The sequence below is a fragment of the Bradyrhizobium sp. P5_C12 genome (genome assembly GCF_054049735.1).
The window spans coordinates 39,022-65,366 of record NZ_JBFULU010000043.1 but is presented as its reverse complement, the minus strand read 5'-3'; the positions used below and the strand labels follow the sequence as shown (position 1 = coordinate 65,366).

At 65.5% G+C, this 26,345-nt stretch carries 36 protein-coding genes and 1 pseudogene; 14 read left to right on the top strand and 23 right to left on the bottom strand.

Annotation, left to right across the window (positions count from 1 at the left end; translation table 11 throughout):
- Positions 1-383: phasin family protein (locus ACXJMY_RS29605; RefSeq protein ID WP_456622881.1), on the top strand; the 383-nt coding region annotated here is incomplete at its 5' end.
- Between the two features lie 4 nt (positions 384-387).
- Here the strand turns inward: ACXJMY_RS29605 and ACXJMY_RS29600 are convergent.
- Positions 388-924 (bottom strand): helix-turn-helix domain-containing protein, encoded by a 537-nt coding sequence (locus tag ACXJMY_RS29600; RefSeq protein ID WP_456622880.1) that lies wholly within the window; start codon positions 922-924, stop codon positions 388-390.
- A gap of 227 nt (positions 925-1,151) precedes the next feature.
- Here ACXJMY_RS29600 and ACXJMY_RS29595 point away from each other — a divergent pair, with 227 nt between their 5' ends.
- Positions 1,152-1,505 carry a zinc ribbon domain-containing protein YjdM gene (locus ACXJMY_RS29595; protein ID WP_456622879.1) on the top strand — a complete coding sequence of 118 codons (354 nt, stop codon included), beginning with the start codon at positions 1,152-1,154 and terminating at the stop codon, positions 1,503-1,505.
- A gap of 39 nt (positions 1,506-1,544) precedes the next feature.
- Here the strand turns inward: ACXJMY_RS29595 and ACXJMY_RS29590 are convergent, their stop codons facing one another.
- From ACXJMY_RS29590 to ACXJMY_RS29570, 5 genes are all read right to left on the bottom strand, one after another.
- The gene (locus ACXJMY_RS29590; RefSeq protein WP_456622878.1) at positions 1,545-2,465 is read right to left on the bottom strand and encodes a DMT family transporter; all 921 of its coding nucleotides are present in this window, start codon (positions 2,463-2,465) and stop codon (positions 1,545-1,547) included.
- Positions 2,466-2,584: 119 nt separating this feature from the next.
- Entirely contained in the window at positions 2,585-2,731 is a 147-nt protein-coding gene (locus tag ACXJMY_RS29585; RefSeq protein ID WP_456622877.1) for a hypothetical protein, read from the bottom strand.
- 262 nt (positions 2,732-2,993) lie between these two features.
- On the bottom strand, positions 2,994-3,245 hold the full coding sequence (locus ACXJMY_RS29580; protein WP_456622876.1) for a hypothetical protein: 252 nt from the start codon (positions 3,243-3,245) through the stop codon (positions 2,994-2,996).
- Between the two features lie 189 nt (positions 3,246-3,434).
- Positions 3,435-3,641: a hypothetical protein gene (locus ACXJMY_RS29575; protein WP_456622875.1), complete on the bottom strand. Its 207-nt coding sequence runs from the start codon at positions 3,639-3,641 to the stop codon at positions 3,435-3,437.
- Positions 3,642-3,874: 233 nt separating this feature from the next.
- Entirely contained in the window at positions 3,875-4,039 is a 165-nt protein-coding gene (locus ACXJMY_RS29570; RefSeq protein WP_456622886.1) for a Flp family type IVb pilin, read from the bottom strand.
- Positions 4,040-4,343: 304 nt separating this feature from the next.
- Between ACXJMY_RS29570 and ACXJMY_RS29565 the strand changes: the two genes are divergently transcribed.
- A complete protein-coding gene (locus tag ACXJMY_RS29565; RefSeq protein WP_456622874.1) occupies positions 4,344-5,639 on the top strand; it encodes a hypothetical protein in 1,296 nt (431 codons plus the stop codon).
- Between the two features lie 12 nt (positions 5,640-5,651).
- Here the strand turns inward: ACXJMY_RS29565 and pdxY are convergent, their stop codons facing one another.
- The 3 genes and pseudogenes from pdxY to ACXJMY_RS29550 form a co-directional block, all read right to left on the bottom strand.
- The gene (gene pdxY / locus ACXJMY_RS29560) at positions 5,652-6,464 is read right to left on the bottom strand and encodes a pyridoxal kinase (RefSeq protein WP_456622873.1); all 813 of its coding nucleotides are present in this window, start codon (positions 6,462-6,464) and stop codon (positions 5,652-5,654) included.
- Positions 6,465-6,590: 126 nt separating this feature from the next.
- Complete coding sequence (locus ACXJMY_RS29555) at positions 6,591-7,232, bottom strand: FMN-binding negative transcriptional regulator (RefSeq protein WP_456622872.1); 642 nt, start codon at positions 7,230-7,232, stop codon at positions 6,591-6,593.
- A gap of 92 nt (positions 7,233-7,324) precedes the next feature.
- A pseudogene (locus ACXJMY_RS29550) lies at positions 7,325-7,969 on the bottom strand (TetR family transcriptional regulator).
- Between the two features lie 99 nt (positions 7,970-8,068).
- Here ACXJMY_RS29550 and ACXJMY_RS29545 point away from each other — a divergent pair.
- The 3 genes from ACXJMY_RS29545 to ACXJMY_RS29535 all read left to right on the top strand — a co-directional run bounded on the left by ACXJMY_RS29545 (position 8,069) and on the right by ACXJMY_RS29535 (position 9,828).
- Positions 8,069-8,734, top strand: coding sequence for an O-methyltransferase (locus ACXJMY_RS29545; RefSeq protein ID WP_456622871.1), 666 nt, complete (start codon positions 8,069-8,071; stop codon positions 8,732-8,734).
- A gap of 180 nt (positions 8,735-8,914) precedes the next feature.
- Positions 8,915-9,259 carry a DMT family transporter gene (locus ACXJMY_RS29540; RefSeq protein WP_456622870.1) on the top strand — a complete coding sequence of 115 codons (345 nt, stop codon included), beginning with the start codon at positions 8,915-8,917 and terminating at the stop codon, positions 9,257-9,259.
- Positions 9,259-9,828: a TetR family transcriptional regulator gene (locus ACXJMY_RS29535; RefSeq protein WP_456622869.1), complete on the top strand. Its 570-nt coding sequence runs from the start codon at positions 9,259-9,261 to the stop codon at positions 9,826-9,828. The genes ACXJMY_RS29540 and ACXJMY_RS29535 overlap by 1 nt, the downstream gene beginning before the upstream one ends.
- A gap of 2 nt (positions 9,829-9,830) precedes the next feature.
- Here the strand turns inward: ACXJMY_RS29535 and ACXJMY_RS29530 are convergent, their stop codons facing one another.
- The 5 genes from ACXJMY_RS29530 to ACXJMY_RS29510 form a co-directional block, all read right to left on the bottom strand.
- Positions 9,831-10,181, bottom strand: a complete 351-nt coding sequence (locus ACXJMY_RS29530) for a hypothetical protein (protein WP_456622868.1) — start codon at positions 10,179-10,181, stop codon at positions 9,831-9,833.
- A 26-nt stretch (positions 10,182-10,207) separates the two neighbouring features.
- Positions 10,208-10,414 carry a hypothetical protein gene (locus tag ACXJMY_RS29525; protein ID WP_456622867.1) on the bottom strand — a complete coding sequence of 69 codons (207 nt, stop codon included), beginning with the start codon at positions 10,412-10,414 and terminating at the stop codon, positions 10,208-10,210.
- 156 nt (positions 10,415-10,570) lie between these two features.
- Positions 10,571-10,849 carry a hypothetical protein gene (locus tag ACXJMY_RS29520; protein WP_456622866.1) on the bottom strand — a complete coding sequence of 93 codons (279 nt, stop codon included), beginning with the start codon at positions 10,847-10,849 and terminating at the stop codon, positions 10,571-10,573.
- 160 nt (positions 10,850-11,009) lie between these two features.
- A complete protein-coding gene (locus ACXJMY_RS29515; RefSeq protein ID WP_456622865.1) occupies positions 11,010-12,032 on the bottom strand; it encodes an SH3 domain-containing protein in 1,023 nt (340 codons plus the stop codon).
- 145 nt (positions 12,033-12,177) lie between these two features.
- Entirely contained in the window at positions 12,178-14,100 is a 1,923-nt protein-coding gene (locus ACXJMY_RS29510; RefSeq protein ID WP_456622864.1) for an FAD-binding monooxygenase, read from the bottom strand.
- A 99-nt stretch (positions 14,101-14,199) separates the two neighbouring features.
- Between ACXJMY_RS29510 and ACXJMY_RS29505 the strand changes: the two genes are divergently transcribed.
- Positions 14,200-14,664 (top strand): MarR family winged helix-turn-helix transcriptional regulator, encoded by a 465-nt coding sequence (locus ACXJMY_RS29505; protein ID WP_456622863.1) that lies wholly within the window; start codon positions 14,200-14,202, stop codon positions 14,662-14,664.
- 122 nt (positions 14,665-14,786) lie between these two features.
- Positions 14,787-15,221 (top strand): COG4315 family predicted lipoprotein, encoded by a 435-nt coding sequence (locus ACXJMY_RS29500; protein ID WP_456622862.1) that lies wholly within the window; start codon positions 14,787-14,789, stop codon positions 15,219-15,221.
- On the opposite strand, the gene ACXJMY_RS29495 is transcribed toward ACXJMY_RS29500, so the two are convergent.
- Together ACXJMY_RS29495 and ACXJMY_RS29490 are read right to left on the bottom strand one after the other, a co-directional pair.
- On the bottom strand, positions 15,218-15,439 hold the full coding sequence (locus ACXJMY_RS29495) for a hypothetical protein (RefSeq protein ID WP_456622861.1): 222 nt from the start codon (positions 15,437-15,439) through the stop codon (positions 15,218-15,220). The genes ACXJMY_RS29500 and ACXJMY_RS29495 overlap by 4 nt on opposite strands.
- A 140-nt stretch (positions 15,440-15,579) precedes the next feature.
- Complete coding sequence (locus tag ACXJMY_RS29490) at positions 15,580-16,140, bottom strand: L,D-transpeptidase (RefSeq protein WP_456622860.1); 561 nt, start codon at positions 16,138-16,140, stop codon at positions 15,580-15,582.
- Positions 16,141-16,504: 364 nt separating this feature from the next.
- Between ACXJMY_RS29490 and ACXJMY_RS29485 the strand changes: the two genes are divergently transcribed.
- Positions 16,505-17,482 (top strand): hypothetical protein, encoded by a 978-nt coding sequence (locus ACXJMY_RS29485; protein WP_456622885.1) that lies wholly within the window; start codon positions 16,505-16,507, stop codon positions 17,480-17,482.
- Between the two features lie 372 nt (positions 17,483-17,854).
- Entirely contained in the window at positions 17,855-18,085 is a 231-nt protein-coding gene (locus ACXJMY_RS29480; RefSeq protein ID WP_456622859.1) for a DUF6894 family protein, read from the top strand.
- 27 nt (positions 18,086-18,112) lie between these two features.
- Here ACXJMY_RS29480 and ACXJMY_RS29475 read toward each other — a convergent pair whose 3' ends face one another.
- On the bottom strand, positions 18,113-18,898 hold the full coding sequence (locus ACXJMY_RS29475) for an SDR family NAD(P)-dependent oxidoreductase (protein WP_456622858.1): 786 nt from the start codon (positions 18,896-18,898) through the stop codon (positions 18,113-18,115).
- 128 nt (positions 18,899-19,026) lie between these two features.
- On the opposite strand from ACXJMY_RS29475, the gene ACXJMY_RS29470 reads away from it, so the two are divergent.
- The gene (locus ACXJMY_RS29470; RefSeq protein ID WP_456622857.1) at positions 19,027-19,413 is read left to right on the top strand and encodes a hypothetical protein; all 387 of its coding nucleotides are present in this window, start codon (positions 19,027-19,029) and stop codon (positions 19,411-19,413) included.
- Positions 19,414-19,523: 110 nt separating this feature from the next.
- On the top strand, positions 19,524-19,769 hold the full coding sequence (locus tag ACXJMY_RS29465) for a hypothetical protein (RefSeq protein ID WP_456622856.1): 246 nt from the start codon (positions 19,524-19,526) through the stop codon (positions 19,767-19,769).
- A 19-nt stretch (positions 19,770-19,788) separates the two neighbouring features.
- Here ACXJMY_RS29465 and ACXJMY_RS29460 read toward each other — a convergent pair whose 3' ends face one another.
- The 5 genes from ACXJMY_RS29460 to ACXJMY_RS29440 form a co-directional block, all read right to left on the bottom strand.
- Positions 19,789-19,974 carry a hypothetical protein gene (locus ACXJMY_RS29460; protein WP_456622855.1) on the bottom strand — a complete coding sequence of 62 codons (186 nt, stop codon included), beginning with the start codon at positions 19,972-19,974 and terminating at the stop codon, positions 19,789-19,791.
- A 175-nt stretch (positions 19,975-20,149) separates the two neighbouring features.
- A complete protein-coding gene (minE, locus tag ACXJMY_RS29455; RefSeq protein ID WP_456622854.1) occupies positions 20,150-20,431 on the bottom strand; it encodes a cell division topological specificity factor MinE in 282 nt (93 codons plus the stop codon).
- The gene (gene minD, locus ACXJMY_RS29450) at positions 20,428-21,243 is read right to left on the bottom strand and encodes a septum site-determining protein MinD (RefSeq protein WP_158671528.1); all 816 of its coding nucleotides are present in this window, start codon (positions 21,241-21,243) and stop codon (positions 20,428-20,430) included. The genes minE and minD overlap by 4 nt, the downstream gene beginning before the upstream one ends.
- Positions 21,244-21,264: 21 nt before the next feature.
- Positions 21,265-21,963 carry a septum site-determining protein MinC gene (minC, locus tag ACXJMY_RS29445; RefSeq protein WP_456622853.1) on the bottom strand — a complete coding sequence of 233 codons (699 nt, stop codon included), beginning with the start codon at positions 21,961-21,963 and terminating at the stop codon, positions 21,265-21,267.
- A 269-nt stretch (positions 21,964-22,232) separates the two neighbouring features.
- The gene (locus ACXJMY_RS29440; protein ID WP_456622852.1) at positions 22,233-22,661 is read right to left on the bottom strand and encodes a MarR family winged helix-turn-helix transcriptional regulator; all 429 of its coding nucleotides are present in this window, start codon (positions 22,659-22,661) and stop codon (positions 22,233-22,235) included.
- A gap of 85 nt (positions 22,662-22,746) precedes the next feature.
- Here ACXJMY_RS29440 and ACXJMY_RS29435 point away from each other — a divergent pair, with 85 nt between their 5' ends.
- Positions 22,747-23,256 (top strand): hypothetical protein, encoded by a 510-nt coding sequence (locus ACXJMY_RS29435; RefSeq protein WP_456622851.1) that lies wholly within the window; start codon positions 22,747-22,749, stop codon positions 23,254-23,256.
- 26 nt (positions 23,257-23,282) lie between these two features.
- Positions 23,283-25,139 carry a tannase/feruloyl esterase family alpha/beta hydrolase gene (locus ACXJMY_RS29430; RefSeq protein ID WP_456622850.1) on the top strand — a complete coding sequence of 619 codons (1,857 nt, stop codon included), beginning with the start codon at positions 23,283-23,285 and terminating at the stop codon, positions 25,137-25,139.
- A 108-nt stretch (positions 25,140-25,247) separates the two neighbouring features.
- Here ACXJMY_RS29430 and ACXJMY_RS29425 read toward each other — a convergent pair whose 3' ends face one another.
- Positions 25,248-26,276, bottom strand: a complete 1,029-nt coding sequence (locus ACXJMY_RS29425; RefSeq protein WP_456622849.1) for an ABC transporter substrate-binding protein — start codon at positions 26,274-26,276, stop codon at positions 25,248-25,250.
- Positions 26,277-26,345: the final 69 nt, after the last annotated feature.

Below are 26,345 nucleotides of genomic sequence, written 5' to 3'. Positions count from 1 at the left end.
GTCCAGACATAAATGTATCGGTCGCCCCGAACCCAGCCTCGCCAGCTTTCGCAACTCCGACCACCGCGAGCGCACCGATCACACCACCGGAACTCGTCGCGGTGAGCCCCCACGCGATCGCAAATGCCTGCGCCGACTACGCCATGACGTCGCTCCAGCAGAGCTGGGCGCTGTTCGGGAAGCTCGCGTCTGCGCGGTCACCTGCCGAGGCCTTCGCGTTTCAGATGGAGTTTGCGAAGGAGGCCTGTGAAACCTTCGCCGCGCAGTCGCGGAAGATTGCCGACCTGCACGAGGAATTGGTCAGGCAGCGCGTCGTGCATTTCGAGGGCTGGGCGGCGGGGGTCACGCAGACCACATTCGAGCTGCGCGCGACACGTCACTAGCGCGCTACGCCGCGTCGACCTCCTCGGACGCCGGGCCTGTCACGAGCCCGTCGAGACTGACCATCAGGAGATCGGCGATGTGCATCAGCTGGTAGAGCGGAATGTCCGCCTCGCCGTTCTCGGCCAGCGCCACGAAGGTGGGCGCCACGCCGATGAGCTCCGCCAGCTGGGCTTCGGTGTAGCCGCGGGTCTCGCGCGCGGCTCTGACGCGCGCACCGATCGCTTGCTTGTGCCGGGACTGCTCGTCCGCGGTCATCATGACGGCCTGTTCGTCCGGGCTCGCATAGCCGTCCGCGAACGCGCTGCCGATCAGCCTGCCCCTGCGCCAGGCGACCCGGCAGCCCTTGCGCAGTCCGCTGCTGAAGATCAGCGAAAACTGCTCCGCGACCCAGAGCGACGAGTTGAGTTGCAGGCGGGCGCCGGTGCCGGAGACATCGCGGATGGTACAGGGCACGCTGATGCTGCTGCCGGTGCCGTTGTCGAACTCGACAATCCCGGTCCTCAACGTGTGATGTCTGACTGCGGCGCGATGATCGCTCATGACAGCTCCCGTAACCTGCGGCGTCGAACGGCATATCCGACGCATCCTTAAAATTCAGGCGCAAATTCCGCAGAATTTCGCCTGAACGCCGCCACCGGTTCAATCGCGACTGGACGCCATGGTAAAGGATTTGCTCCCAATCGGTACGATTGCGGGCATGCATGTTTTCCTTGCTTTAGCCGGGCGCGAACCTAGGGTGCGCCTCGCCAGCATGGAGGATCAGGCTTTTGACGGACGACACCACGAAATGCCCGAACTGCAATTCGGAGCATGCCTATCAGGATCGCGATCTCTGGATCTGCCCGGAATGCGCCCATGAATGGAGCGCTGCGGCCGGTGCGGCAACGGATGCGCCGCAGGAGGCGGGCGTGCGCGATGCCCATGGCAATGTGCTCGCCGACGGCGACAGCGTCATCGTGATGAAGGACCTCAAGGTCAAGGGATCGTCATCTGTCGTCAAGGGCGGCACCAAGGTCCGCAACATCCGCCTCCAGGACGCCACCGACGGCCACAACATCGCCTGCAAGATCGACGGCATCGGCGCGATGAACTTGAAATCGGAGTTCGTGAAGAAGGCCTGATGTGCAGGGTGGGTTGGCGTGAGCGTAACCCACCCGCGCTCAGCGCTGCCGCTGCGCCAGATAAAACCCGCACAGCACCGTCACCAATCCCGCCGCCTGCAACGCCGTCGGCGGCTCGCCGAGCAGCAGCCACCCGGTGAGCAGCGTCAGCGCCGGCACACAGGCGGGAAACACCGCGGCGCGCGCGACGCCGAGGCGCTGCACCGAGACGGCGAACAGATAGAGCGCGGCGGGTCCGGCAAGCACGCCCTGCGCCAGCGCCTGGATCGCGTTCTCGGACACGCCGATCGCCGCGATGCGCGAAAGCCCGCCGGTCAGCAGGTAGAGCGGCAGCAACAGCAGCGACAGCACGTTGATGACGGTCGCGGCCGAGAACGCCGAGACGCGCCAGTGGCGCAGCAGCGCGCCAAAGCCCGCGAACATCAATCCGGTGAGCACGAAGATCAGATCGCCCTGCACGCCGTCGGCCCCGATATGGCCGATCGATTCGGCGCCGATCACGCCGAGGCCGCCGACGATGACGATGGCGCCGGCCAAGCGCGAGACGGAGATCTTCTCCTTGAGGAACAGGGCAGCGAGCAGCAGGCCGCCGAGCGTCGCACAGGACGGCTGGATCACGCTGCCATGGCCGAGCGGCACGAACAGGAAGCCGGTGTAGGAGATCAGCGACATCACCGGGCCGCCCAGCACCATCAGCGCAAGGCCCCTGCCCCAGCCGATGCCGCAGAGATCACCGACGCCCGCGCGCAGCACCAGCGGCAGGAACGCGATGCCCGACCAGACATAGCGATGCACCAGGAGATCGACCGGCGTGAAGCCGACCTTCAAGCCATGCCGCGTGCCGGCAAAGCCGAGCGCCCAGAACAGCGCCGCGCCCAGCCCGCAGAGCACGCCGATCAGTGCCGGCGCCGCATCGTTCGTTCGAAAGGGAGCGTCAGCGCCGCTCGTCCGCTGATCCATGCAGCAAGCGTTACGTCGGCGGGTGGCACAGCTCAACCCATGCGGTCGCAGGGCTGGCACGCGGCAGCAGATGCGGATTGCGCAATCGTAGGGTGGGTTAGCGACCTACGATCTATCGCTCAGAAGAATCCGGGGCTGAGATCGAGCCCGTAGGTCAAGCTCAGCACGAACACGAACAGTGCGGCCGCAGCGAACAGTGCGACATGCCTGAGAATGAACGCGCGCGGCGATGCGCTTGCAATGACGGCTTTCTGGGCAACGGGCATGACGGACTCCAGTATGAAATCAATTATTGGCCGCTGAGGATGCGGCGGCCGCATCAAGCAGCGCGATCTGCAAAACAACTATTAAGGAGGTCACACGCGTCTTGAACGGCCGTACACAATCGAGGCATCGCGCGATTTTTTTCGGCTTCGGCTTCTCGATCCGCGCACGCGCGACGAAAACGCGCTGGTCGCTGCCGCAAAGAAAAACCGCGCTCCCGAAGGGAACGCGGTTTCGATGAATGCCGCTTCTCGCGATATCAGTTCAGCGGGCGCTGCCCGTGGTCACCGTCGCGGTCTTCACCTTGCGCGGCGTCAGCACGCTGGCCTGGTGAACCGTGGCGCTCGCGGCAGGCGCCGTCGCCTGCTGCTGGACATGTCCGGCACCGAGCACGCTGACCTGCACGGCGGAGACCGGGAAGCCATTGGCCTCATAGGCCGGCAGTTCGGCAGCGAGAGCGGCAGTGCTGCCCGCGATCGTCAGAATGGCGGCGATCGACAAAGTCTTCTTGTTCATTGGTGATGCTCCTGGAAGAAGGGTCGGAGCACATCTAATCGTCTTTCGCTGCATTGCGACACGCCTTGGTGCATTGCAACATCGCGCCCAGCGCATGGCAATATGTTTAATGCGCGCAACCTCTTGGCGCCGCCCCGCCTGCCGCGACGTGACACTGTCCAAACACTGCCCAGACACCCAAGCCCGGGATCAGCCGCCGAGCACGTTACCCCAGCCGTCGAAGAGATAGGCCTTCCAGGCCACGGTCCCATCCTCGCGCGGCTGGCTGGCGCGGCGATAGTCGTCGGCCTCCTCGGCGGTCCAGGTGATGATCGTGTCGGAGACGAGATCGTGCAGGATGGCGGGTTCAGCGGGATCGAAGGCGTCCATGGGACGAAGCGAGGAATGCGTGCTCATGGACGACCAAACGCACTGCCGGGCGCAAGGTTGCGCGAGGCGTCGGGCAAAAAAACACCCGGTCAAGGCGCACCAATCTGTCCCCGTCACCCTGAGGTGGCCGCTTCTTCAGCGGCCCTCGAAGGGCGACGGCCCAACTGCATCCGAGCCACTCATCCCGCGCGCTGCCGCGCACCGCACGCCTCGCACCTCCAGCGACAACGGCTTCGCCGTTGCGCGGGGATGACGGATACCTACTTCAACGCAGTCGCCAGCGATTGCAGCTTCGCAACGAGATTGGTGCCGAGCGCGTAGATGATTTCGATGATGGCGAGCGCGATGCCCGCTGCGATCAGGCCGTATTCGATCGCGGTGGCGCCGGATTCATCGGCGGCAAATTCGGCCAGCATGCATTTCAACTTCACACTCGTGTCCTTCCCAGATCGGCCGGACATTGCCGGCGCGAGAGAAATGCATTTCCACAATCCAAGATTGAGTTAACTTCGATCGCTCAATTTGACGGGACTCCACGCCGCCAATTTGGCGGTTCCGGCCTTGGAACCGCATGGAACCCGCGCGTTGCCCCCGGGCAACACCCGCCTGAAAAGCTCCTTTTCCCGAAATTGCGCCATTGCGCCGCCACACCGTCCTCCGAACAATCGACCTACCGCGTGCTTGGCTGTGCAACACTGGTTCGAACAGAACCTTTTGGAGGCAGGGATCATGAACGATCAGCGGTCTCTCATCGTGGCGGTCTCGTGCCCCTCGGCCGTCCTCGTCGGCTGGCTCGCACTCTCGCTGTCCGCCTACGCCCCGGCCCTGGTCGAGAACAGCGGCGCCAATGCGGCAACCATCTCCCGCGCGAAGGACCTCACGCGCCTCGAACTCGCCGATGTCCCGCGCGCCGCCACCATCGAGGATGGCGTCGCCTTGACGGCCGCCATCGCGGCCGCCGTGGCTGCGGCGCCGAGCTCGACGACCGCTGAAACAGCCGCGCCCGATGCGCCTGCGCCGGTCCAGCTCGCCTCCGCCGATCCGACCGACATGCTGCCGGTGGAAACGGCCCCTTCCAAGGTTTCGACCGAACCCGTTGCCGTCAGCGGCGAGGCCGCACCGGCGCAGGAGCCCGCGATCAAGCTCGCATCCGCCGACCCCGGTGATGTCGTGCCATCCGACGCGCTCTCGCCCGCAACGATCACGACCGGGCCCGCTTCTGTCGCGAGCAAGGCGTCGCCGTCCGCGGACACCGTGGCCGTGCTCGACGAATGCTTCGTCATCGACGCCTGCATCGATCGCTATCTCTGGGCGCTCTACCAGCGCACCGCGAAGGAAGATTCGATCAAGGTGCAGGAGCGCCGCGCCGTCACCGTCAAGCGCAGGGGCAAGATGGTCACGGTGATGCGCAGCTTCACCAAGCTGGTCGACGAGGATTTCGGCTGGAAGGATCCGAAGGCGGCCGACCATGCCGGCATGCCGCTGATGGACTACGTGATCGGCGGCATGGACAAGAGCTTCAAGCGAAAACTGTTTCGCACGCTGCTCGCCGCCGAAGCCGCCGGCCTGTCGCCGGGCATCACCAGCGCGTTCCGCGACGACTATCGCCAGTCGATCGCCAGCGGCCTGAAGGCCGCCTCCGACCGCTCCTATCACGGCGGCAGCACGCGCGGCGGCTACGGTCACGGCATGGCGGCCGACATCGTCTCGACCGCCGGCAACAACCGCGCGCAACGCTGGGTCTCGACCGAGATCCTGTGGAAGTGGGTCGACGCCAACGGCAAGGCGCTCGGCATCGGCCGGCCCTATCTCGGCCGCGATCCGCCGCATGTCGGCCCGGTCGACGGCCAGGAATACGTCTCGAAGCGCGGCAGCGGGGATCGGCAGCAAGTCGCGAACGCAAAGCCGAGGAAGGTCCACGTCGCATCGAAGCCGAAGCCGCCGAAAGCGCAGGCCGCGCGCGAGCAGAAGAACCCGGCGAAGCCGCAGAAGTCGGCACAATCCGCTGCGAAGCGGGCGACCTGAGCCCCTGACGCGTTACGCGCCTCGCACGGGCAGCGGCACGAGGCGCATCTCGGCCGTGCCAGCCTCTTGCGTGCGCACCAGCACGGCAAAGATGGTCTCGACCGCAAGCCGCACCGCCGCCTCCATCGCTGCGCCCTTGGCCAGATGCGCGGCGACCAGCCCGGCGAGGAGATCGCCGGTGCCGTAGGGGCGGATCGGCAGGCGCGGCGTCGCAAAGCGCGACAATTGGCCGTCCGCGCACAGGATCGTCTCGACCTGCCCCGCCAGCGTGTCGGTGAGCGTGCAGCCGGTGGCGACGACGTCGACCCGGCCCTGCCCCGCAATCACCGCGCACGCCGCGCGCAAGGCGTCCGCGTCCGCGATTCTGACGCCCGAGAGCAGCTCGAGCTCGAACTGGTTCGGCGTGGTCAGGCTTGCGGCCGGCAGCAGGCGGTGCCGGACTACGTCCAAAATGCCGTCGGCGACATAGATGCGGCCGTCATCGCCGATCACGGGGTCGCAGAGATAGAGCAGCCTTGAATTCCGCGTCAGCGCGCGCTCGACGAAATCGGCGACGACGACGGCGTTGTCGGGCGAGCCGAGATAGCCGGTGATGAGCACGGCGGCCTCGTCGACCAGATCGCGCTCCTCGACGCCCCTGAGCAGATCGGCGACGAGCTCGGCGTCCAGCACCCGGCCGCGCAGGCTCGGATAGCGCGGATGGTTGGACAACAGTGTCGTCGGCACCGCCGCGACGTTCACGCCCTCCGCCTGCATGGCGTAGGCGGCCGCGCTGTTGCCGACATGGCCGTGGACCACCTGGCTTTGAATGGAGATGACGAGCATGTGGCGGTCCGTAAGGTTAAATGCTGAGCGAGGCAAGCGTAGCTGGCGTAGCCCGGATGGAGCGAAGCGCAATCCGGGAATCGTGCGGCAAGCTCAAGACCCGGATTTCGCTTCGCTCCATCCGGGCTACAAGACTTCATACCCGAGCCCCGGCCGCAGCGCCCGCATCTGCCGCGCCAGACGCCGGTGTCCGGTCTCCTCCGACCGCCCCAGTCGATCGGCGACCGCGACATGGTCCGCATCGCTCTTGTGCTGGTTGAGCTTGGCCTGCCCCTCGACCTGATCGACCACGAGGTCGATGACCCGGATCGCCGCCAGCATGCTCTCGCGCTTGCCGGGCTCCATCTGCGCGAGGTCCCAGGGCTGTTTGGGTAGCCGCGCCTCGGAGACCGCGAGCAGCGCATCGCCATGGCCGCGGTTCTCGCTGTGCCCGCGCAGATGCGCGACCCCCGACAGGTGCACGGCCTCGTAGAGCCAGGTCGAGACGTTGTCGGGCGAGGCGTACCAATCGTTGGAGATGTAGGCGTCGTCGCCCGCGACGATCAGCAGGAAGCGCCTGGCGCCGTCGGCGAGCTCGACCAACGGGTTTTTCGCCGTGAGATGGATCTGCACGATCGTGCTCCCGTCACGCTGCCCCAGCACGAACGGCACGTGCGAGGCACGCGGGCCATGCGCATCCGACGCCACGATCACGCCAAAGCCGCGCGCAGCCGCGAACTCCAGCGCACGCTGCTGCTCGATGCGGAACTGCGGACGGAGGACATGCATGGCGCGGCACTCGATGGCTGGACGAAGGACCATACGAGGCTAACCCATCATCCGGCGAAATCCGAAACGATATTGGGCCGCAAACGCAGATGTCAGGAATGATTTCGGCGTCGCGCAAGCTCGCCGAGATAGGCGCAGAACATGTCGGCCAGCCCATCGGCACGACGCGCGATCTCGGCCTCGCTGCGCGGCGTCTCCGAGAAGCGCTTGCCGACCTCGCTCAGCGTCGTCTTGATCAGCTCCCCGGCGAGTTCGCGCGTTGCCTCCTAGGCCTCTGGCAACGCCTCGCGCATAAAGATCGCGACAATGCCCTCGCCGGCTGCCCGCGCCTCCTGCGCCTCGGGCGCGTCACGATAGAGCGGCGCGGCATCGCTGAGCGCGCTACGGATCGCGGCCTCCTCGCATTCGGAGCGAATGAAGGCGTGGACCAGCGCGCGCAGCCGCACCAGTGGCGGCTTCGTCGGGTCCGCCAAAATGCCGCGCAGGAGCTCGCTTGTGCTCCGCCACTCATCGCTCTGGAGACGGAACAGGATCGCCGCCTTGTTCGGAAAATATTGGTAGAGCGATCCGACGCTCACCCCGGCCCGCTCCGCCACCCGCGCGGTGGTGAAACGCTGCGCCCCCTCCTTCGCCAAGACCTGAACAGCGGCATCCAGGATAGCCGCGACCAGCTCGTTTGAGCGGACCTGTTGCGGCTGTTTTCGTGAGGAAACTGAACGGCTTCGACGATCGGCCAAGATGCGCCCGGGGTAATGCGAATAGGAAATGCGACGAATTAGTCGTATTTCAATTCGTACGCAAGCACGCGCTTTTGCCGCGAACTCTGGAGACACCAAATGACCACCCCGACTATCACGTCGCTTGCGCCGCTGCTGGATCGCCTGTTCGACGAGGACGAAGCAGCACGCGGCGCAATGCGAGTTGCCTTCGCCCACCTGACCGACGCCGACCGCGCACGGATGATGCGGAGCAAGACCGATTACGCCGACCTCTACGGACGCCTGAGGGACGTCCCGCTCGCGGTCACCCGCGAGACCGGCGCGCTGCTCTACATGCTGGCGCGCAGCTCGCGCGCCAAAACGATCGTCGAGTTCGGCACCTCGTTCGGCATCTCGACCCTGCACCTTGCCGCAGGCCTGCGCGACAATGGCGGCGGCCGGCTCATCACCAGCGAGTTCGAGCCGTCCAAGGCGGCGCGGGCGCGGGACAACCTCTCGGCCGGCGGGCTGCTCGATCTCGTCGAAATCCGCGAGGGCGATGCGCTGAAGACGCTCAGCGCCGATCTGCCTGACACGATCGATCTCGTGCTGCTCGACGGCGCCAAGGCGCTCTACCCGGAGATCCTGGGTCTGGTCGAAGGCCATCTCAGGCCGGGTGCGATCATCGTCGCCGACAACGCCGACGACAGCCCCGACTATCTGGCGCGCATGCGCACGCCCGGAGGCGGCTACATGTCCACGCCCTTTGCCGAAGACGTCGAGCTCTCCGTGCGGATCGATTAGCGCCGAATCGGACCACTGCGCCCCCGGAGCCGCCGCGCGATTCATCGCGCGGCGGCTTCAGGCTGCATCCGATTTGTCGCAGGCCCGTCACTCACACGTGATACCTGCTCCCGGCAAAAGCCATGTTCCGCGTGCTAAACATACCTACCGCGCGGTATCTTTCGTGCTCCCAGGTTCGCCATGACGTCCGCCTTCAACGCCTACACAGCCCTTGCCCTCGCCATCGTCTTCGAGGTCACCGCATCCGCCTTTCTGCAGCAATCGGCGCAGTTCACGCGGCCGTGGCCGACGCTGGCGATGGTGCTGTTCTACGTCGCCTCGTTCTACGCGCTGTCGGTCGCGATCCGGGTGATTCCCCTGAGCATCGCCTACGCGATCTGGGGCGGGGTCGGCATCATCCTGACCGCCACCCTCTCCTTCGTGCTGTTCCGCCAGATGCTGGACGCCGCCGCCTTCGTCGGCATCGCCCTGATCGTGTCCGGGGTCGTGATCATCAACCTGTTCTCGGAGACGACGGTGCATTGATGGGTGCAAGCGCCTACACCCGCGCCAAGCAGCCCGAGCAGGTGCGGCGTGCCCTGCTCGCCCACGCTGCGGCTATCGCCATGGACCACGGTGTATCAGGCGTCACCGTGCAGGCGGTGGCGGCGGCCGCCGGCGTCACCAAGGGCGGGCTGTTTCATCATTTCACCAGCAAACAGGCGCTGATCGAAGGCCTGTTCACCGATCTGCTCGCCCGCGTCGACGCCGAGATCGACGCCGCCGTCGAAGCGGATCCGAAGCCGCGCGGCAGCTTCACGCGCGCCTATGTCAACGCGGTCTTCACCGGCAAGGCGTTCGGCTTCGCCACGCCCTGGGCCGCGCTCAGCATGGTCGTGGTCACCGATCCGTCGCTGCGCCGGCTCTGGAACGACTGGATGAAGGCGCGCCTGAAGCGGCATCGCGCCACCGACGGCACGCCCGAGCTCCAGATCGTGCGCCTCGCCGCCGACGGCGCCTGGCTGTCCTATGTCACGACGGGACAGACCCGCATGAGCGCGGACCTTCGCGCCGTGCACGACCGGCTGATCGCGCAGACGCATCGGCGCGGATAGCGTCACCGGCTAGGCGGACGCGATGGGGATCGGGGCTGCTTCGCGGCGGGCTTCGCCGCAGCGCGCGGAGGCTCATCGACCGACGCCAGATAGGCGGCAAGCGCCTTGGCGGAGTCGGAACTGGTCGCGTAATGATCTTTCAGGAACCAGGACAGCGTCAGGCTGAAGCGCCCTTTCGCGAGGCCGCGCGGGCTGCGGTGGCAGGTCGCGCAGCCATCGGCGAAGAGCTTGGCGGGCGCTTTGCCGGCGTCGAGGTTTTGTGCAGACGCGATCGTCGCCGTCAGCAAAGCGACAGCTGCAACAATCGCCGCAGGCGCGATCAGATCGCGTCCCGGTCGAAATAACGATGTCAAAGCCGTCCCCTAGCCCCGTCTTGCGGTCACGCCGCCAGCAATTGATCAAACTCGGGCGGCGCGTAGGCCTTGCCGTCCTGATCGGTAATGACGACCCGCCAACCCTCGCTCGCCCAAACCTTGGCCTTCGCTACGATGACCAACCGGCTCTCGCGGGCGAAACTGTACTTCGCGTTGTCGCGTTCTGCGACCATTTTATAGGCCAATGCGCATCCCCTTGCGTTGCCTTGCACCCCATGCCGTCGTGGCAGCGGGCTTTGGCGGCAATTCGCCGGGAGCATGGCAATTTGATGCCCGTCCGCGGCAGCATTGTGCGCGGAGACGGTTCCAGCCGGGGCGCGGCCCATCACATCAGCGACGGAGCCGGCAGCGCGACGTGCGCGCCTCTCTTAGTGAACGCGGATGATATGAGGCCGGCCGAGATCGATCAGCCCCTGCACCGCCGACAGGCGGTCGTCGAGGGCTGCGATGGTCAGCAGCAGATTGTTGCGGCGCTCGTCAAGCAGGCCCATCTCGGCGCCGGAGAGCTTTGGGTTCGCCCGCTCCTTGTGGATGCCATCGAGGGATTTGCGCAGTCCGGCGATCAGGCCGGTCAGCTGCTTGGCCTCTTTGGTCATCGACCGCTTCGCGACATTTTGGCGACGCGTCTCCGCCTGACTCTGTCTCATCGTCATCCTCCCGTGCCCCGCTGCCCCGAGTGGATGCTTACAGCTTTCGATACAGATATTACGATCGATGAAATCCTCGCGCGAAAAACCATCTTAAATTGTACGTGCCTTGCGACAGTCAAAAAAAGCCCGGCGCGAAGGCCGGGCTTTCTGCGGGCAATCAGTGCTTCTGGTGCTCGCCGGGACCACCGGCTGGCGCGCCGCCGCCATGCGGTGCCGCGTTGACGTGCGGGGCACCGCCGCCATGCGGCATGGCAGGCGCGGCCGCGCGCGGCGCCGGCATCTGCGCACGGGCATTCATCGGCGAACCATGACTCACGTTCGGCTGGGCGATGTGCGGCGTCGCAGGCCGGGCCGCAGGCGCGGCCGACACACGCGGCGCTTCATGCGCGCGTGGCGTCGGCTGAGTACGCGCCATCGGCTGCGCATGTGTTGGCTGCGCATGTGTTGCGGCGCGGCTCGCCGCATGCTCGTGCACCATGCGCGCCTGCGCATCGCGCGGGTTGCGGTTCTGCTGCACGCTCGTCCGCGCGTTCACCAGACGATCGCTTCGTCCGGCGCGAGTCCGATCCGCCGCAACCGCAGCGTCGCGCTTTGCGATCGCAGAGTCGCGCTTTGCGATGGCCGCGTCATGCCGTGCCGTCGTCGCATCACGGCCGGAGATCGCAGGAGCGGCCTTAGCGTTCGCGCCGCCGCGTCCCAGTGCGATCGCCGCGTCGCGCGTCGCCGCACGGCCGATACGGGCCGCGCTCGGATCGATCGTCATCCGCGTCGCGAAGCGCTCGTGCGAGGTCCAGTAATTATTCCAGTAGGCATGGCGGCGATACCAGGGTCGCCCCTGATAATAGCTCGACCAGTACGAGGTCAGCACGAAGGGCGCGACGGGCACGTCGATCTCGTCGACATAGTCGGGGAGATAGACGTAGTGATTGCGGTAGAGATATTCGAGATATTGCGACGACACCCAGCCGCGATCGTCGGAGAAGCTCACGTCGCACCAGGCATTGCCGCGCAGGCAGCCATGGATGTTGACGCGGGCGCCCTCGGGGATGCGATCGACCACGGGGAATCCCGAACCCGGCCCGGCGCGCAAGCCGGTCGAGACGGTGACGATGCCCGGCGCGGCCAGCGCGGCCGTGGGGGCAAGCAGCAATGCTGCAACCAAAATGTTTCTGAGTCTCATGGCGTGTTCCTCCTCTGCGAGTCCGAACGCGCGGGAGGAACGAGCGTTCCTCCTGGAGCAGCCGCATCAGCCGAAAGATTGAATGTGCGCGGAGTTCAGTATTCATCCGCCGTTCATCTGCACGACGAGCGCAACACCGCGAACGTCAGTTCACCGGCAGCATGAACCCGTCGAAGTACGACGCGAGCCCAGTGAAGTCGTCGAGCGGCAGTACGTTCGCGACATATTGGTCCGGCCGCACCACGACCATGCAACCGGCCTGCCGATCGATGCCGCGCATCGTGAAAACGTCGTGGCCGCTCTTGAGGTCCGGACAGAACATCTTTTCGTAGTCGAGCAAACCATAGCGACCTTTGCGCGGGAGCAGCAGCGACGGCATCGCCTCGACGGCGAGCTCGCGATGATCCTGCTGGAATACCGCGCGCAGGTCGATCACGCTGTCGATGTCGGCGCCCGCCGGCGTGTATCGCTTCACCGGAGAGTCCCGCGCTTCGGTGAGGAAGTCGCACAACGCGCGAATGGCGGAGCCGGCCGCCGCCGGATCTTCGGCGCGCGAAAACGCGTAGATGCGGAAGCGTCCGTCGGCGTCCGCGGCGTGGCCGAGATGGACCGGCTTGGCATCGGCGAGCCGGATCACGGGTGCGGAATGGAAGCGCGTGCCGATGACAAGGCCTGCCGCGAGATGCTGGTGCGATGCTGCGCCAGTGAGGAGCGACGGGCGGTAGTGCGTCGCCGTGCCCGCCGTGTAGCGGCCGTGCCGGACAAAATAGTCCTGCGTCCTGGCCGCATCGGCGCCACCGGCCTTGGCTGCGGAGGCGAGGATCCCCGCCCATTCGCGGTCGAAATCGATCAGCTCCTTGGCAACGGCTTGGCGTTCCGCCGAATAGGAATGCAGCAGGCTCGGCGTAGATTTCCTGCGGATCACGGCCGCAAGCTTCCAGCCGAGATTGAACGCGTCCTGCATCGAGACGTTCATGCCCTGCCCCGCCTTGGGGCTGTGGGTGTGGCAGGCATCCCCGGCGATGAAGATGCGCGGCAGCCGGGTCGCGATCTCGGCCTCCGGCACGTCATCGAACCTGTCGGTCAGGCGCTGGCCGATCTCGTAGACCGACCACCACGCGATTTCCTTCACCGCGAGCGTATGCGGCTTAAGGATCCGCTGCGCCTTGGCGATCACGTCGTCGGCGGTGATGTTGCGGTTGGCGACGCGCTCGCCGACATCGAGCTTGGCGAGCTCGACATAGAGGCGGACCATGTAACCGCCCTCGCGCGGGATGATGAGAAGGCTACCGTCCTTGGCAGATTGAATCAGGGCCTTGAAGCGGATGTCGGGAAAATCGGTCACCGCCAGAACGTCCATCACGCCCCAGGCGTGGTTGGCGGAGTCGCCGTGCAGCTCGCGGCCGATCGATCTGCGCACCGTGCTGCGCGCGCCATCGCAGCCGACGACGTAACGCGCCTTGATCGTCTCGACCTCGCCCTCATTGCCGGCATCGACGCGTTCAAGGCGCACCGTCACGGCATGGTCGGCAGGCCCTGCGGCTGCCTCGACCTCGAGGTCGAGCAGACGTCGGCTGTAGTAGGGCTCGAGCCTGGCCGGCGCTTTCCGCATGATTTCGAGAAAGCCGTCGTGGATGCGCGCCTGGTTGAGGATGACGTGCGGGAATTCCGACAGCCCGTCCTCGACGTCCTGCACCCGGCCGCTGCGGACGATGGTCTCGGGCGCCCGCTCGTCCGGCTTCCAGAACGTCGTCTCGTTGACCCAATAGGCCTCCTTCAGCACGCGCTCGCTGAAACCGTAGGCATGGAACATTTCCATGGTGCGGCAGGCAATGCCGTCGGCCTGGCCAACCAGCAACGGACCCGGCTTCTGCTCGACGATGCAGGTCCTGATATCCGGAAACTGCGCAAGCTGGGCCGCGAGCGTGAGGCCGGCCGGGCCGCAGCCGACGATAAGGACATCGACCACTTCAGGCACGGCCCCCGGTGCGCCCGAGGCCTGAACGCGCAGGGCGGGATCGGCGATCTCGGGATCGCCCGGCTGAAATCCATTGAGATGGAATTGCATGCGCACCTCCCTGACAACATTCTGTTTGGATATTGCTCAGTATGCTGATGATCAGTATACTTGTCAATGAGCACGGCCTGCGCCCCTCGGGAGAAACCGGTGAAAGACAACAACGACATGCCCGGCCATCTGGCGCGCCGGTTCCAGCAGATCGCGGTGGCGGTGTTTCTGGCCGAGATCGCGGATGCCGGATTCGATCTCACGCCGGTGCAATACGCCGCGCTCGCGACCATCAAGGCCAATCCGGGGCTCGACCAGGTGACGCTCGCCGGCCTGATCGCCTACGACCGCACCACCATCACCGGCGTGATCGACCGTCTCGTGCAGAAGGGGCTTGTGGAGCGCCGCGCCTCCAGCCGCGACCGCCGCGCCCGGGAGCTCGAGATCACCGACGAAGGCCGCCGCACGCTGCGCAAGATCACGCCGGCCGTGGAATCGGCGCAGCGCATCATGCTGCGCGGCCTCAGCGCCAAGGAAGGCGAGGAGCTGATGCGGCTGTTGCGCAAGGCCATTGCCGCCGGCAACGATCTCAGCCGCGCGCCGCTGCGCGAGGCGCAGGCATAGGCCCGTATGGCTGGTCCGCAATCGTCGCAGTGCCGCGAAACCCGGAACTAACCTTCGGCTGCTACCGTCGGCCCAATTCGGCGCGTTAACGCGCGATTAACTTTGCCGTTCGGGGGTATCGGATGTTCAGGTTCATCATTGCGGCCGCGGCCATCGCGCTCTCGACCGGTCATGCGGTCGCGAACGGACATGGCGGCGGCGATGCCGCTCCGGCGCCGAAGCCCGAGGCCACGACCGCGCCGGCCAAGGTGGTCCTGACCAAGCAGGGCCCCAAGCTGGTCGATCTCAAGGGCATGACGCTCTATTATTACGAGCGCGACACCAGCGGTAAGACGTCGAACTGCAACGGAAAGTGCACCGAGAGCTGGGTTCCCCTGGCCGCGCCGGCGGATGCCAAGGCGATCGGCGACTTCACCGTGATCAGCCGCAACGACGGCAGCAAGATGTGGGCCTATCGCTACCGTCCGCTCTACACCTCGCCCGCCGACAAGACGCCAGGCGAAGTCAACGGCAATGCGACGACCTTGCAATGGCGCATCGCCCGGCCTGAAGATTAAGGCGAGAACGGCGCGCGTCCGTCGGCGCCCGACGTGCTCATGATCTTTGCGCGCGCCGTGGAATCGGCCGAGGCATAATTGACCTCCGGATTCCAGTGCAGCGCCACGTACAGGACCATTCCGGCCAGGATCGATCCGTAGAAGCCAAATGCCGCCAGCCGCCATCTGCGCACGATGCGGCGGTCGCCCTCATTCAATTGATAAAAGAATTTCTGCATGATGCCTCCAATGGCAACGAGCCATTGAGGCATAGCGCAACCGCGGCGGATCGGCTGTGAAGCAGTTCACCCTTGAAAGGCCGCGTGTCGTGCGCGCCTTCACGCTTGAGTGAGGGCGATGGCGCGCAGGATCGTGGCCCTCACCCGCGCCAGCGTGACCCCGTCCCGGCCTGCGCGTTCTGTCCGGGCGGCAGCACCACGACGGTCGCGTTGAGCTTCACGCGATCGAACAGATCGATCACGTCCTCGTTGCGCATCCGGATGCAGCCCGACGAGATCGCCTGCCCGATATATTCGGGCTGGTTGGTGCCGTGGATACGATAGAGCGTGTCCTTGTTGCCGGAGTAGAGATAGATCCCCCGCGCGCCCAACGGATTGGCGGGACCACCGGCAACGCGCGGTGGATACGGTCCGAGCCGCGCCTGGATCTCCGGTGTCGGAACCCAGTCCGGCCATTCCGCCAGACGGCCGACGCGCGCCACACCGGAGAAGGCCATCGCCTCCTCGCCGACCGCGACGCCGTAGCGGATCGCCTTGCCCTCCGGCAGAACGTAATAGAGGTAGCGCGCATCGGTATCGACCAGGATCGTGCCCGGCTGCTCCTTGCGCGGATAGTCGACGATGTGACGGAGATATTGCTCGGGCACGCTCGCCTGCGCGTAAGGCGTATGCGAAAGCAGCTGCCGGTCGCGCGGCGTCATGCTCGCGTCGGTCGACGGCGAAAGCGTTGCCTGCATGCAACCGCCGAGCGGAAGCAAGGTAACAACGAGAAAAGCGAGAACAGATCTTGGCACCGCCGGCCCCCCAATAGCGGATCGACACCGCCCCCAGCACCGTCAGAATCTGCCCAAATCGTGCAGAAAAAAAGGCAGTGCGGAACACATGCCCGTGTTTGTGAAACCCGGTTCCATCACCACAAACGGCGAAAGACCGTCGCATAGTCTCCATCCCCTCGCCTTGCTTTGGTCAAATCCGGCTGGACTCGTGGGTCCCGGGCTTGGGATGGGCTCACGCAATCGATCGGCTCGCGCCAATGCGGACGACCAAGGCTTCAAAGGAGCTGCGATGCTCGCGACGCTGAACAGCAAGCAAATTGTCGATGAAATCGTGAAGGACGCGGTCAAGGACAACGATCCGCACGATGCGGTTCAGATTTCGCCCGACATTGTGCTGGCGACGCGCGCCAGCAAGGACGCTCCGGCCCTGGCGCCGGAGATCGTGAACCGTCCGGCGCCCAAGATTGGTGTGGAGCCGAGGTACCTGGAGCCGAGGTTGAGCGTTGCACCGGAAACGCCTGCCGCAATACCTTCGGTCGATTCAGCCGTGCGCGTGGCGGCCAGCGATCTTCACGGCCGGCACAAGCGATCATCCGCCGCCAAGTGGCTGCGCGGCGCGTTCATCACGGTGCTGTTTGCGGGAGGAAGTGCTGCTGCAACCGTCGCGTGGGAGAAACACGGCGACACCGCAAGACAGATGCTCGCCGAATGGACACCGGCATTGGCATCGCTGATGCCGTCGACCTCGCAGACAGCGCCCGTCGCCGCCGCCGCGCAACCCGTGCCGACCGCGACGCAAGCGGCAATCGATCAGAGCGCTGACCAATCCGCAACGCCGCCGGCGGCGCAGGACGGCGCCGCCGCGCCCGCGACCGATGCTACGCAATCGGTGCAATCGATGACGCGCGATCTCGCCGCGATGGCGCAGCAGATCGAACAGCTCAAGTCCAACATCGCCGAGTTGAAGGCCGGACAGGAGCAGATGGCACGCGAGATGGCGAAGACGCCGGCACCGAAGCCGGTGGCCGAGGCGAGGCCTCCGGTCGATCCACGTGCGCGAGTCTCCGCGTTGCCGCCGCCGCGGCCGCCGGCGCCGCCGGTTCGCAAGCCGAAGCCGGTCGTGTCGCAGACCTACATGCCGGCCTATCCGGCCGCACCTCCGCCGCCAGCTTCACAGGCTTCCGCAGTCCCTCCGCCGGTCGCGGCGACGCAAGCCGTTGCGGATGATGACGGTCCGGTCGTGCGTCCGCCGATGCCTCTGCGCTAGATCGCAGACGCTGTCCGAGTCGACGTGATGCGTTGAGTCCGGGCGACTACGGTGATCGATGCTTCGGTCGCGTTTTCGAAAAGAGAAAAGGCCGTCGGGATCTATGCCGCCGGCCTTCTCTTGCAACTGCCGGTTCCCGGAGCCCGGTTCTGTTGCAATTCCATGCCTAATGATCGCGCCGACATATTTAATAAAATCTTAAGGCGCCCGCGGGCTGCACATCATTTCTGCGCCATAAGCAAAGAGATTGCGCCACTCGTTCATTCGATAAAGATCGACTCAGTGGTACCATCGGACATGTGTTGAAGACTTCCGTTGAAGGCTTCTCAAGGCTTGTTTTCAAGGCTTGGGTCATCACACCGGGGAATTCGGATGCCTTACTACTATTTCGATCTTGTGGTTGGTGAAGAGTTCAAGAACCAGGGCGGCATTATCCTCGAAGACCTCGAGGTTGCCTCCGACCGCGCCCATCAACTGGCGAGCGAGCTGTCGCAGGTGAAGCCGGAGCTCCAGCAGAAGGGTTGCGCGGTGCGCGTCACCGATCGCGACCACAACGAGCTCTATCGCACACCGCTCGACCCCGTGCCGGCTTGGCAGCGCTAGGCGTTCCGATTCCATCGGAACGGGACTTTAGTCGTCGAGCGCCGGCGGCTCGAACCAGTTCGTCAGCGACAATCCGCCGTCGACGACGAAGGCCGCGCCGGTGACGTAGCCTGCGAGCTTGTTCGACAGCACTGCCAGCGCCATCGGCGCGAGGTCGTTGGCCTCGCCGAGACGCCCGAGTGGAATGTGCCGCGCCAATGAGGGATCCGCGACGAATCCGCCGGCCGCGATCGCGCCGGGCACCAGCGCGTTGACGCGGATGTCGTGGCGGCCGAACGTCTTGGCCAGCTCCTTCACCAGCATCGCCATCCCGGCTTTCGCCGTCGAATAATGCGGCAGGTTGCGCGGCGTGCCTGCATGCAGCGAGGTGAGAAACAGGAACGAGCCCGGCCGCTTCGCCGCGATCAGCCGCTTGGCGATCTCGCGCGCCAGATGAAAGCCGGCGTCGAGATTGACCGCATGCATCTCCTGCCAGATCCTGCGATCGACCGCGAGCGCATGATCGGCCTCCCGCCGCGGCGGCGATGCGCTGTGGACGAAATGCGTCACCTCGCCCAGCGCTGCGTGCGCGGTGGCGAGCAGTGCATCGCACGCGTCCAGCTCGGCGAGATCGCCGACCCAGGGCACGGCCAATTCAGGCCTGCTGCTCGCGCTGATCGCGGCACTCACCCGCTCCGCCTTCACATCGGCGAACACCGTTCGGACGCCCTCGCCGACCAGGGCCTGCGCGATCGCACGGCCGATGCCGTTGCCCGCGCCGGTGACGAGCGCCGTATCGTGTGCGGGATCGAACGGCGTACTGAACAGGCTCATGTCGATCTCCGGGGCCGGGGCGCGCTACGTTAGCGTACCGAGCGGACGGACGACAATCGCGTCGCGGCACCATTGCGGAGCGGCGCGCCGGGCGCTAGCCTCCCGAAAAAATCGAGGAGGTACCAAGGATGCGCTACGGTTTTCTGATCACGGGCCTGTTGCTGCTTGCCGCGCCGGCCCAGGCGGCCGATCCGCGGTCGACCTATGTGACGATGGTCTTGCAGGCCTTCGCCGCCAGGGTGGAATGCCCCAACACGGATCTCGTCTATCAGGACCTGGTGCAGAAGGCGCAGCAGATGCAGCTGCCCGACGGCATCACCGAAAAGGTGCGCAAGGCGATCGCCTGGATGCATACCGGCGGCAAGATGGGCGAGAAGCAGGACGACGACCTGATGGCCGAGGTCGCGGTCGCGACGCAGGCGACCGATATGGACCAGCGCCGCCTCGGCATGCCCGGCTGGTGCGAGGCCCAGAAGACCAATCTCGCCGGCCTGATCCGCAGCAAGGGCGGCTAGACGGTTTTCCCGGGCATTAAGCACGGCGCGGCGGAACCACCGCCGCGGCCAATATTCGTCACAATCCTCGCCAGCATGCGGGCCTCTTCGAATTCGAACAGGAACCCCTCATGCGGATGATCCATGTCGTCTTCGCCGCCACGCTCGCGGCCGTCACGGCGCTGACCGCCCCCTTGCTGGCGAAGAATTCAGGCACCCAGAAAGCCGAGGACAAATCGCCCTCCTCGACCTGCAGCGCGTATCAGCAGACACCGAATGGTACCTGGGAGCAGCTCCCCTGCAAGGAGACCGGCGATCGCAGTCAGCCGCAAACCCAACGGTCCCAGTCGCAGGGAACCGAGCACGAGGACCGCTGAGGCGTTTCCTGGCCGGCGATCAGCTGTGGTGCGGTCCACGCATGATCTTCATGGCATCCTCGATGTGACGCCACTCCTTGGCCTCATCGGCCTCGCCGCGGCCCTCGCAGGCCACGGCCTGCTCGGCGGCCTTCGCAATCGCAGCGAAGCCGTGCCGTTCGAGCATCTGGCGTGCGATGGTGTGGATTTGGAGCTCCGATATCATGGGCGCTCTCCCGTTTGATGAAACCGCGGTGCACGCTTGGTGGGTCCTCGGATTTCCTACAACGATCAAGTCGCAGGTCTCGTTCCGATCGCCCGCAGCGACGACAAAAGGCGGCCCGCCATGCCCGGCGGACCGCCTTCTCACCCACCCCAAATTGGACGTTCCCGGCCGGCCCCTACGCGACCGCCTCGCGCTTGCGCTCGAAGTCGTTGGGCACCTCGATGTCGACCTCGAGCGTCGACACCTCGTCGCCGCGCTCGAGCCGGACGATCACCTTGGTCGGATCCAGCGTGACGTGCCTAGACACGACTGCGAGAATTTCCTCACGCAGCACACCGAGCAGATCGGGCTGGCCGCGCAATCCGCGCTCATGTGCAAGCAGGATCTGCAGCCGTTCGCGTGCGACGGGTGCGGAGGCCTTCTTGCCGCGGAGAAGTCGAAGCAGACCCATGCTCATGCAGCCCTCCGTCGCAGCAGACGATCCATCAGACCTCTGCGCTCGGCCGGAACGTGCATCGTCACGTTCTCGCCGCAGAGGCGCTTGGCCGCGTCCATATAGGCCCTCGCCGGCGCGCCGTCCGCATTCGACAGAGTCACCGGCGTGCCGACGTTGGAGGCCTTCAACACGTCCTGGCTCTCGGGAATGATGCCGAGCAAGGGTGTGGCAAGGATCTCGAGGATGTCGTCGATGGTCAGCATCTCGCCGCGCGCCGCGCGGGAGGGATCGTAGCGGGTGATGAGAATGTGCTTCTCGACCCGCTCGCCCTTCTCGGCCCGCACCGTCTTGGAATCGAGCATGCCGATGATGCGGTCGGAATCGCGCACCGAGGAGACTTCCGGATTGGTGACGATCACGGCTTCGTCCGCGAAGCGCATCGCCATCGAGGCACCGCGCTCGATGCCGGCCGGGCTGTCGCAGATCACCCAGTCGAAGCGGCTGCGCAGATCGGCGATGACCTTGCCCACGCCCTCTTCCGTCAGCGCGTCCTTGTCGCGGGTTTGCGACGCCGGCAGCAGCCAGAGATTTTCCAGCCGCTTGTCGCGGATCAGCGCCTGCGGAAGCTTTGCCACCCCCTGCACCACGTTGATGAGGTCGAACACGACGCGGCGTTCAGCCCCCATCACGAGGTCGAGGTTGCGCAAGCCGACGTCGAAATCGACGACGACGACCTTGTCGCCGCGCTGCGCGAGCGCGGCCCCCAGCGCGGCGGTGGTCGTCGTCTTGCCGACCCCGCCCTTGCCTGATGTCACGACCAGTACCTTACTCATCTGAAATGTCTCCTTTGCTGGTCAGTTCAGCGCTGTAATTCGCATGGTATTCCCCTGCAGCCAGGCCTGCGCCGGCTTGCCGCGCAAGGCGGCGTCGATGTCGTCCGCAGTCTGGTAAAACCCATCGATTGCAAGCAGTTCGGCCTCGATCTTCTGACAGTAGATGCGCGCGCTCGTGTGACCGTTCACACCGGCCATGGCGCGGCCGCGCAGCGCGCCATAGATGTGGATGGAGCCGCCGGCGACGACCTCGGCGCCGGAGCCGACCGAGCCGAGAATGGTGACGTCGCCTTCCGGGAAGATGATGGTCTGGCCGGAGCGCACGGGGCTTTCGAGCAGCAACGAGGTCGGCTTGGTCTCGGCCTTCGCCTCGGGCTTCTTCGGCGCGCTCGGCTCGACCACGCAGCTGCGGCCGCCCGAGAGCAGCGGCGGCATCGACGGCGCCAGTCGCGCCTCCTCCACGCCCTCGATCCCAAGCACGCGGATGTTGCGGTCCTGAAGGCTTGTGAGCAGATGGCTGATGCCGGACTGGCTGAGATCGACCGAGGACAGGTCGATGACCACGGGGCGGCCGGCGAAGAAGCCCGGTGAGCGCGCGATCGTGGTGTCGATCTCCTGGAGCCAATCCTGGATCGGAACCGTCGGCACGAACACGAAGGCCACGTAGGAGCGCCCGCGCAGGCGCACCATTTGACGTTGAGGTTTGGCTACAGCCTCCATGGGGCCGACTCGTTCCTGTTATTGAATGGTTAACGATGCGGCGGATTTGGTTAACGCGTGGTTAATGTCTCCGTGGGGGTACGTGGGGTGCGGCGGTTCGTCGGCACGGGACAGCCTGCCCAACCTCCGGTGTCGTCCTGGCGAAGGCCAGGACCCATACCGCGGAATCTATCGATTGCGGACGGTGGGAGTACCGAACGACAAGTCTTCGCCAAACTGCTCCCTGGGGTAATGGGTCCTGGCTTTCGCCAGGACGACGCTCGGCCCACTCAGGGCTCGTCGAGAAACACCGACAGTGCCCGCTGCAATTCGCGGAACGCACGCGGCCCGATTTTTCCAGCGAGGGCCTTTTCGCTTTCGGCGATCGCCGGCCGCAAGCGGCCGAGGAGTGCGGTGCCGGCGCCGGTCAAATAGAGCACGTAGTAGCGGCGGTTGACGGCGGAGGCAGAGCGCTGCACCAGACCGCGCCGCTCCAGATGGTCGACCAGCCTGCCGAGCCCTGCCCGCTCGATCGACAATGACTGCGCGATGGCGAGCTGATTGACGCCGGGATTGGCCTCGATCACCGATAGCACGGAGAATTGCGCCGGGCTGATCTCGAAGGCGGCGAGCCGCCGGCTGACATCCTTGAACACCCAAAGCTGGGCCCGCCGGATGCGATAGCCGAGCGAATCGGACAGATCGCCCGAAGCAAGCAACTTTGGCCGCGCGGACTTTGCGGCTGACGGAGCTCGCGGCGCTACGCGCGACGGCTTTGCGGCGCGTGCAATCCGCCGCGGTCTTTTGGCGATCCGCTTCCTGGCGCCGGCCTTCTTTGGCTCCATCGACGACCATCTTTCACAAGCCGGCGCAGCTGCATCCGGCCGGTTGTCCGAGATTCGATTGCGGACTTTACCGCAGCGTATCCGGATCGAGAAGCGAGCGGCGCGGCCGGTTTGCTCATGCAGCTTCTACGACAGGTTGCACGACGGACTCGCGTGTTGCGTCATGTTGACACGGCAACATCGCCCGCTTAACAATCGAGAAAACCTGCCGTCACGCGAGCAGGATTCAGGGGAGCTAACGTCCGTGCCTCCATCAAGGGTGGGCGACGATCCGCATGCCATGACGCATTGCGGCGGGACGATCGCGGCCGGCGCGCTGCGGTCCACGCGTCGCGATCTGCACGGCGGATCCGCGCGACCTCCTGACCAACTCGACGCCTCAATCGACAACGACATCGCCTGTCACTTTGACGAGGCCCGCCACAACGGGCGGCGCCGCACGACGGCACGGGGGATATCGCCGTTCTGACAATCACCACACTGGGAGGGCACTACATGAAACGACTATTTCTCGCGTCGACGATCGTGGCCGGCTGGGCGGCTCTCGGCCCACAGGCAGTTGCACACGGACTGCCTCCGAGCGGCGTTGCTCCGCGCTCGTCCTGTACCGGTCTCACCGGCCTCACCCTGCCGCACACGCAGATCCTGAGCGCGACGCAGAAGTCGGGCTATTGCAACGTGATCGGCATCATCAACAAGCGGGTCTCTACCCAGGACCCCGATCATTTCACCTACGGGATCGGCTTCGCGCTCAACCTGCCCAATACCTGGCACGGCCGTTTCGAGATGATGGGCGGCGGCGGGACCGACGGCAGCCTCCAGGCCGACCCGCAAGGCGCCGCCGGCGTCGAACTCGGACAGGGCTGGGCGGTGGCTGCCAATGACGGCGGCCACGAAGACAATGCCAACAACGTCGTCGGCGGACATCAGGACGACGATCCCAATGCCGGAGGCTCGGCCCATTTCGCTATCGACGCCCAGGCGCGCCGGGATTACGGCTACAACGGCATCGAAAAGACCGCGACAATCTCCAAGCAGATCATCTCCTACTATTACGGCCTCGAAACCGTCTATTCCTACATCATGGGCTGCTCGAACGGCGGACGCGACGCCATGGTCGCCTCGCAGAGATTCCCGTCGCTGTTCGACGGCGTGATTTCGCAAAATCCCGGCTTCAACCTGCCACAGGCTGCCCTGGCGGAGGCCTGGAACGAGCAGGTGCTCGGCACGCTCGCAACCAGCAAGGACGTCAACGGGCAGCCCTTCATCCCCGACACGTTCCCGCAGCAGGATCTCCAGGTCGCCTCGGCCGCGATCCTGAGCGCCTGCGACGCGCTCGACGGGCTGGTCGACGGCATCATCGACAACTATCACGCCTGCACGGCCAAGAAAGTGTCTCCGGCACTGGCCAACTACACCTGCGGCACCGGCTCGCACGGCAGCACGCCGCATGGCGGCACCTGCCTGACCAGCGCGCAAGTCGGCGCGCTGAAGAAGATCTATGCCGGTCCGGTCAATTCGAAGGGCCAGCGGCTCTATTCAAACTGGTTCTGGGATGCCGGCATCTGGACGCCGCCCACCGCGCCCGGCGCCGGCTGGGGTCTCTGGAACGTCGTGACCGCGCCTGTCCCGGGCGTCAACACCGCGATCAACCTGACGCTCGGCGCCGGCGCGATCCCGATGATCTTCCAGACGCCGCCCGTCGTCACGCCGGTGAACGGGCCGACCGGCCAGGAAGCCTTCGTGTTCCGATTCAACTTCGACACCGACGCGCCGAAGATCTTCACCAGGACCGCCGCCTATCCGGAAAGCTCGATGGACTTCATGGCGGCGGTCTCGACGGATCTGCGTCCGTTCAGGGCGCGCGGCGGCAAGCTGATCGTCTCCTCCTCGGTCAACGACGGCATCTTCTCCGGCGCCGCCATCGCCCGCTGGTATCGCAAGATGAATCAGCGCATGGACGGCCGTGCGACCGATTTCGCCCGGCTGTTCATGGTGCCGAACATGGCCCATTGCGGCGGCGGCGCGGCAACCACCAGCTTCGCCACCGAGGAACTGTCGGCCATCACCAACTGGGTCGAGAAGGGCCTCGCGCCGGAGCGCATCGTGGCCACCAATACCAACGCCACCTCGCCCTACCCGACCGGCGGGCTGTTCGATCCGAGGATTGCCATGAACTTCCCGGCCGGAGGCACCCGGCCGCTGTGCGTCTATCCGAAGATTCCCGCCTACAAGGGCAACGGCATGACCAACGACGCCGGCAATTTCGCCTGCGTCGATCCGCAGTTCAGGGCGGGCGGCGAACACGACTTCCACGACGATGACGACGGCCGCGGAGACGACAGGCACTGATCGTCGCGCCTGTCCTCGTGCTCCGGCTGCAGCGCAGCGCCTCCTCGGCGGTGCGCTGCAGAGCCCGGGCGATGCTTCAACGCGAGGGCCAGCTAGACGCGGACAGCGCTACTTCTTCACCTTGCTCGCATCCATCTTGATGCCGGGATCGAGCATCTTGGTCGTGAAGGCCGTCGTCACGTCGAACGGCTTTTCCATGCCGAGATAGGTCTGGACCAGCTCATAGTCCTTCTTCATCCGTTCGCCGTCGATCCAGCCGAGCGACTTGGTCGTCGTGAACTCGTCGGTCATCAGGAACTTGATGCGCTCCCACTGCCGCTCCTGGTTCTCCTTGTCGAGACCGGAGACCTGGTCGAGCAGCGCCTTCAGGCACGGGGTGACGTCGGCAACGCAGGCCGCAAAGGCCTTTTGCGTGACGCGGACGAAGTCCTCGACGAGCTTTGGATTCTTCTGGAGATAGACGCCGTTGACGATCAGCGAATTGCCGTAGGGGTTGAGGCCGATGTCCTTCCAATTGACGAAGCCGAGGTCGGCGCCGAACTCGATCGCCTTCACGTCGTGCTCGTTGTAGAAGTCGCTGATGATATCGACGGTGTGGCTCTTCAGCGCCGCGACCTTCGCGGTCGGCCCGATATTGACGAAACCGACGGCATCGGGCGCAAGGCCTGCGGCCTTCGCAAAAGCGGGCCACATCACGCGCGAGGCGTCGCCGGGCGGGTTGCCGATCTTGTGGCCGGCAAAATCCTTGACCCCGTTCACGCCGTAGCTCTTCAGCCAGTAGAAGGTCTGGCCGGTGTTGGCGTAGACGCTCATCACGGCAACAGTGTCGGCGCCCTTGCTCTTGGCCACCAGCATGGTGGCGAGATCGGCGACGCCGAATGGCGAGCCGCCGGACCCGACCTTGGCCGCGGAGACGCCAGAGCCCTTGCCGGTTTCGATCGTGAGGTCGATGCCCGCCTTCTCGTACCAGCCCTGCGCCTTGGCGTAATAATAGGGCGAGTGATCGGCCGTCGGCGTCCAGTTCAGGATCAGATTGACCGCCTCGCCCGCATTCGCGGACACCGCCGGCATACCGAGCATCAGGGCCAAGACGATCGCCGAGCCCAGAGCCGAGCCCGCCGCCTGCAAACGCTTCATCGCATCTCTCCTCATTGCCGCGACCCGGCTTGTCGCTCTCCCCGTGTGAGGCTACCAATGCAACAAGTC